This is a genomic window from Candidatus Cloacimonadota bacterium (genome assembly GCA_020532085.1).
Classification (GTDB): Bacteria; Cloacimonadota; Cloacimonadia; order Cloacimonadales; family Cloacimonadaceae; genus Syntrophosphaera.
In genome coordinates this window covers 1-5,649 of record JAJBAV010000069.1, presented here as the reverse complement: position 1 = coordinate 5,649, position 5,649 = coordinate 1, and the positions used below count along the sequence as shown (strand labels likewise).

The window sequence follows — 5,649 nt, the reverse complement described above, 5'->3', positions numbered from 1 at the left end:
TGCGCGAGGTCCGTCTCGGGGACTTCGACCTGTCCACGGCCGAAGGGCGCACCGGTGCCATCGATGCTGTGCAGGGGGCGGTCTGATGGCCTCCAGCCTCGACCGGTCGGTCATCTACACCTACACGCTAAAGAACAACGTCTCCGGCACGGCGCAGGAGATCGTGGAGGCCACCGGCAATGCGGACACCAAGGTCAAGGAGCTCAAGACCAGCGAGGACCAGCTCTCGGCATCCGCGGACACCGCGACGGCATCCCTGACCAGGCAGGAGAAGCAGCTGCTGAAACAGGTCACGGGACTCGTCGCGCTCAAGGGGGCGGTGTCCGGAGTGACCAGCGGGCTGATAACGATGGGGATGGTCTCCGAGAGTGGGGCGCAGAAGCTCCAGATGCTCAATGCCGGATTCAACATCCTGACGGGGTTCGTCACAGGAATCCAGGCGCTCAAACTAATGAACGATTCACTGACCCTGTCCCTCCTGAGGTCCGCCATCGTGACCACGTACAACGCGGTCATCGACAGCCCGTGGAAGCTAGCACTCGTGAGCGCGGGCCTGGGCGCGGCCGCAGGCGTAGCGATAGCGTACGGTGCCTCCGGATCATCTCCGGCATCGAGCACCACGACCAATAACATCTACATCCAGGACACATCCAATCAGGCGGCGACGGCCAACGGCCTGAACGTCACGATCGACGGGGGGCGCATCTTATGATCACGGTCACGAGGAACGGTTCGGCCGTGAGCTCCGCGATAAGGTTCATGGCCATGTCCCCATGGGACAAGGCACCGAAGATCGTCAAGCATGACATCGACGGCGCCAATTTCGACATCATCCATCACGGCGGGATGCACTCGGCCACATGCACGCTCACGGGGTACTGTCAGCGCACATCCGCCAACGTCTCGATACTCAACAGCCTGAAGGACGGTTCGACCCTGACGGTCACGCATGACGTGGAGGGGACGAGATCGGGCATCTGCACCGCATTGACGCAGACTGCGGCGGGCGGAGGACTGTTCGTGAACTTCTCGATGACAATAGTGGAGCAGTGAGGACATGGCGACTTATTGCAAAGTGAGGCTGTATGAGACTGTCGGAGGGCGCTACATCGACCTCTCGGATCATATTCAGGGGCCGACTCTGAAGTACGTTGAGAACTACGGAGTGACCGGGACCATCAACGTCATCAACGATCTCGACAGCTCGTCGCAGAACCTCTTGTCGGCGTCATGCAACCGGTGGAGCTCCGGGACGGGGGCAATCAAGACGGGTATGTTCCTGGAGATCTACAAGGGGAGCATCTCGTCATCCAACCAGTTGGGCATCTTCATCATCACGGATCTGTCCGTATCGGACGACGTGATCTCGCTGACCTTCGGGGATGCGATACAGATACTGAGGGCGACTGGAGGAGAGTACGTCAGGAATCACTATTTAGCAGGTTCATTTGATTGGAATGAAGGTCCTGGGGCTTTCGATTCTTTCGGCAATCTCTATCTAAACAAGGAATCGTATGCAATGGTTCACGGCGGGAGTTATAGGGATGCCAGATGGAGGGAGAACTTGTCTTTGAGCATCGCATCTGGAAGCGAGGAGATAAAGACCCGGACGGGCGGCGACTACTTGGAGTTCACGATCCCCTCTACGGGAGAATACCTTCGCGCCATCACATTCAGCTACTGCAAGCGTCCGACCGGCGGAGGGGGCACGGGTTCCCTGAACGTAAAGATCGCGATCTCTGTCGGCGGATCGCAGATATCCAGCGTGAATCAGGATGTCACATGGACGGCATTTCAAGAGAGGACGTTCTCACTGCTCGTCAACGGCATTCCGCGCGATTCCGGACCCGTCACAGTACGGATGACAATCAACTCTAATTATGAGGCGTGGATAGTAGTGAAGACCGGAGACGCACCATCGTCATCATACTCGATCTACGAGGATGGGGTGACGACCACGGGGAAGTGTGCCGTTGGAACACTGGATTACTGTCAGACCACGTATAACGTCGAAGGTGCCGAAGACCCTAACGATAAGACACATTGGATAATCTCGTCGATCAACGGATCCTCGTCATTCGACAGCTCCACGATATTGCCCGCATGGGGTGAAAGGGGGGGACTGTGGTTCAAGGATGAAGATCAGGGGGTTTCCATGTCGACGATATTCGATAACATCGTCCGTGGGGCTGGGTACACCCCATCAGTGATAACATCCACTCGTATCGTCGGGATATTCAGATGCAATGGAAGCTACTATCACGACTATCTCCTGGCATTAGCTGACATGACCGAGCCGAGTGGTGCTTATTCAGGCAGACAACACGGCATTGCAGCCTCGGAGACATCATGGGGGTCAATTTCCCTCGGATATCGCTACAAGGCCTCGGATTCGGCAGTAGCCACCCTCTACTATGGAGGGGATTCTTCTCCGGGATCGGGGGCCATAGTGATGATGAAGTTCTCCCCGTCTCTGACGATGAAATACCGCCCATACATGGCGGTGGCCAAGGGGACGAAGGATGACGGCACTCCGATCTACGTCACGCTGCGCGACCCGACGGTAGCCATCGGATCGTGCGCCACCAGCGTGGACGGAAGTGTGACCACGATGGAGGATGCAGCACTCGCGGCGTACTCGAACATCGTCACCAATCGCTCGAAGGACTGGGAGGGAACCGTGGAGCTCTCCGGGATCTACACGCAGCTCATGGTCGCGGGCACTTTCGTCGGCGGGGTCCCTGTGAGGATATATGATTCGAGATACGGCATGAGCGGATATGCGGCCAAGGTCAAGGAGGTCGTGCTGGACTTCACCAATCAGACGACGAAATTGTACCTCAACAACTACAGCGAGATGTATGCCAACAGCGTGCTGGATTCGTCTAAGATGGCCTACTCCGCAGGCGAGATGTCCGTCGAGGCATCCAGCAAGGACATGTTCGTCAGGCAGTATGTCTTCCTCGATCAGAGCTCGGTAAGTCTGCCCAGCGCAGCTCCAATCGTTCAGGCATATGTCGGAGATTCATGGGTAACGGCTGATTCTAGCGATGTGATAAGATTCCCAGAGATAGGGGTGGCTTTGGTCAGCGGATATTTTGAACAGGGAAACGGGGAGACGACGATACAGTATGGTGTAACGACCATTAGGGTCAGCGGAGTATCAGTTAGCATACCCACATATAAACGCCCTGATAAGACCTCAAGTCAGAGTCTGATTGTCAACATCCTCTATAAAATATCATAAAACGTACACTATTCCATGAAGGGGACGACTTTAGTCATCATTGTTGCGGGTTTGCTCGCTGTAATGGGGGTCATGATATACGTGTCGATGCAATCAGGAGATTCTCCGCATGTGGATGAGGATCCTATTGTAATCTACACACTAGATGAGTTCATTGTGAGTGAAGAGTTGTATGTCGACGGTGTCAAAATAGAGAAAACTATAGATTATGTGACGTACGACTATCCATATGGGATTCCTGGAGAGCCATTCTACGAGTCCGATTATGAATGGGTCCAGTTGTACTTTACTATCGAGGCTGTGCATAGGATGATTGGTGTACCCACAGTGCATACAAATGGATACATTAACATAACCAATGGCATAGGTGAGCATTTATCTGTCCGGGTAAAATGCCATTACGAAACTATTGTGGACGTGCCAATATCTCCATTCTCTGGCGAGGTTTGCCTCTACTACCTAGTGCCAATAATCATAGGATCTGGAGGGTTACCAATCGAGGAAGTCACACTCAAAGATCTTGATATAACATATCCAGATAACTGGGTGGTTGCATGATTTGAGAATGCGCCGAAGTTCTAAGTGACTGATTCTACATTCCCGCCTCGGGGCGCAAGCCCATCCACTATTATATCGAGAATGACTCTGCTTGTGATGTCCCCGGGATCCCGAACGGTTGGTAGCCTTTGACGACTCCGGGGACACTCCGTATTCTGTATAAATATGGTTTATACAACGTATAGTTTTATATATCAGCACAGCGTACATGGTATTGCGGGAAACCGCAGAAGGCTACCAAATGGAGAAAGCAATAATCATCAACGACAAGAACATGGACAGGATCTCGGCGGCCATCGCCGAGGCAGAGGGCAAGGCCACCGCCCGCACGATAGATGTCAAGGACATCGTGAGGGCGTGCGAGACCATCGATGGAATCAGGGAGATGCTGATTGAGGCAGAAGACAAGGGCCACTGTTACAACGGCGTGTTTGGAGCAGACGAAGAGCTGTGCACATACTGGGTTACTGACGACTACATCATCACGTACCTCACTGACGATCCGGACTTCGGCGCGGGCATGCTGACCGAGGACCAGATGGATGATCTGATAGTTGAGGAGCGGTGAGATACACTGTAAAACGAAAAGGAGATGGAAAAGATGGAAAAGAATCAAACGGGTGTGCATGGAGTGATAACGAATGTCGTCGGCGCGTCATACTTCGAGGGGGGATACGCCTCTTTCGATGATGCCGTCAAGGCGATGGTCAGCCGGTGGGAGAGGCTGAGCGGCCTAGAGCGCGTAGCACTAAAGTTCCGGACTTACCGCAACGCCGTCGGTGAAGATTACATGATGGCCGTCGGCTCATACGACGAGGAAACAGGCGAGGCGTGGGATGCTATGACGCTGGCCGAGGCGATTGAGGCGATGGAAGAAGAAGAGGAGGAGTGATAAGAATGATGGCAAGACGCAGGACTGTGGGGTTCCCTGCGACCATCAAGAAAATCGGTAACGGGTACTTCCTGTCCATCCAGAAGAATTACGTGGAGAAGATGGAGCTCTCCGAGGGGGATGACGTGGACGTGACCGTGTCCCTTCCTGAGGTGGTCGAATGACCGAGACCGACCTCTTCACCAAAGGGAGGGGTTTCCCTTTCGACCACATCAGCCCTTCGTTCATCTCTAAGTACGAGACGTGTCCTCTCGCCGCGCTATACTACCGCGAGGGCAGGACCAAGCAGTGGGACCCTCGCTACGCCGAGGTGGGGCGGTACACCCACTCGGTCATAGAGAGGGAGTACCGCCCGGATGCGGAGATCCACGAGCCCGAGTGCGGATGGGATGACGAGATGCGCAGCCGTCACGCGAGTGCGATGGCCGGTTACAGGGATCTCGTGAAGCGAGATGACAGATACAGACCCGTCATCGATGGGAGCGAGGTGAGGCAGTATCCGGAGCACCACATCGAGATAGAGATCCAAGGCGTCCCGATGATGGGGGTCATCGACCTGCTCACGGTGAGAGGGTCGTCGATAGAGATCGTAGACTGGAAGACAGGAGTGTACAAGGCGGCAGATGAGCAGCAGCTCCGGATCTACACCCGCATGGTCTCTGAGATTATGGCCGTCCCCCCGAGGAACCTCGTGGCCACGCTGTGCTACCTGCGCGATCCTAAGAAGATCCAACGCCGCGTGCCGTTCACCTCGGCGACGGCGATAGACCACCACATCGTCCATGACGTCATCGAGCCGATCCGCGACTTGCAGTTCGTGCCCAAGCGGGGCAGGGCCTGCGCCAGGTGCGAGTATCGCCATCTCTGCGAAGCGTGGTGATCTCTCTCTGTGTGTGTGCACCGCTTTACACTTATAGGGGTAAGCCATAGGAGGTATGACGGGGAGGGCGAG

Annotated in this window: 8 protein-coding genes; all 8 read left to right on the top strand. The window is 55.1% G+C overall.

Annotation, left to right across the window (positions count from 1 at the left end):
• Positions 1-85 precede the first annotated feature (85 nt).
• The 8 genes from LHW45_10885 to LHW45_10850 all read left to right on the top strand — a co-directional run bounded on the left by LHW45_10885 (position 86) and on the right by LHW45_10850 (position 5,577).
• The gene (locus tag LHW45_10885) at positions 86-712 is read left to right on the top strand and encodes a hypothetical protein (protein ID MCB5286075.1); all 627 of its coding nucleotides are present in this window, start codon (positions 86-88) and stop codon (positions 710-712) included.
• Positions 709-1,053, top strand: coding sequence for a hypothetical protein (locus LHW45_10880; GenBank protein MCB5286074.1), 345 nt, complete (start codon positions 709-711; stop codon positions 1,051-1,053). Before LHW45_10885 ends, LHW45_10880 begins: the two co-directional genes overlap by 4 nt.
• Before the next feature lie 4 nt (positions 1,054-1,057).
• On the top strand, positions 1,058-3,247 hold the full coding sequence (locus LHW45_10875) for a hypothetical protein (GenBank protein MCB5286073.1): 2,190 nt from the start codon (positions 1,058-1,060) through the stop codon (positions 3,245-3,247).
• 111 nt (positions 3,248-3,358) lie between these two features.
• Positions 3,359-3,805: a hypothetical protein gene (locus tag LHW45_10870; protein MCB5286072.1), complete on the top strand. Its 447-nt coding sequence runs from the start codon at positions 3,359-3,361 to the stop codon at positions 3,803-3,805.
• A gap of 241 nt (positions 3,806-4,046) precedes the next feature.
• Positions 4,047-4,373, top strand: coding sequence for a hypothetical protein (locus tag LHW45_10865; GenBank protein MCB5286071.1), 327 nt, complete (start codon positions 4,047-4,049; stop codon positions 4,371-4,373).
• A gap of 24 nt (positions 4,374-4,397) precedes the next feature.
• Positions 4,398-4,697, top strand: a complete 300-nt coding sequence (locus tag LHW45_10860; protein ID MCB5286070.1) for a hypothetical protein — start codon at positions 4,398-4,400, stop codon at positions 4,695-4,697.
• 5 nt (positions 4,698-4,702) lie between these two features.
• Positions 4,703-4,861, top strand: a complete 159-nt coding sequence (locus tag LHW45_10855) for a hypothetical protein (protein MCB5286069.1) — start codon at positions 4,703-4,705, stop codon at positions 4,859-4,861.
• Positions 4,858-5,577: a PD-(D/E)XK nuclease family protein gene (locus tag LHW45_10850; protein ID MCB5286068.1), complete on the top strand. Its 720-nt coding sequence runs from the start codon at positions 4,858-4,860 to the stop codon at positions 5,575-5,577. Before LHW45_10855 ends, LHW45_10850 begins: the two co-directional genes overlap by 4 nt.
• Positions 5,578-5,649: the final 72 nt, after the last annotated feature.

What these genes read in the sequence shown, in the direction of transcription:
- LHW45_10885 (MCB5286075.1), top strand. Translation starts at nt 86, where the DNA reads ATGGCCTCCAGCCTCGACCGGTCGGTCATCTACACCTACACGCTAAAG.
- LHW45_10880 (MCB5286074.1), top strand. Translation starts at nt 709, where the DNA reads ATGATCACGGTCACGAGGAACGGTTCGGCCGTGAGCTCCGCGATAAGG.
- LHW45_10875 (MCB5286073.1), top strand. Translation starts at nt 1,058, where the DNA reads ATGGCGACTTATTGCAAAGTGAGGCTGTATGAGACTGTCGGAGGGCGC.
- LHW45_10865 (MCB5286071.1), top strand. Translation starts at nt 4,047, where the DNA reads ATGGAGAAAGCAATAATCATCAACGACAAGAACATGGACAGGATCTCG.
- LHW45_10860 (MCB5286070.1), top strand. Translation starts at nt 4,398, where the DNA reads ATGGAAAAGATGGAAAAGAATCAAACGGGTGTGCATGGAGTGATAACG.
- LHW45_10855 (MCB5286069.1), top strand. Translation starts at nt 4,703, where the DNA reads ATGATGGCAAGACGCAGGACTGTGGGGTTCCCTGCGACCATCAAGAAA.
- LHW45_10850 (MCB5286068.1), top strand. Translation starts at nt 4,858, where the DNA reads ATGACCGAGACCGACCTCTTCACCAAAGGGAGGGGTTTCCCTTTCGAC.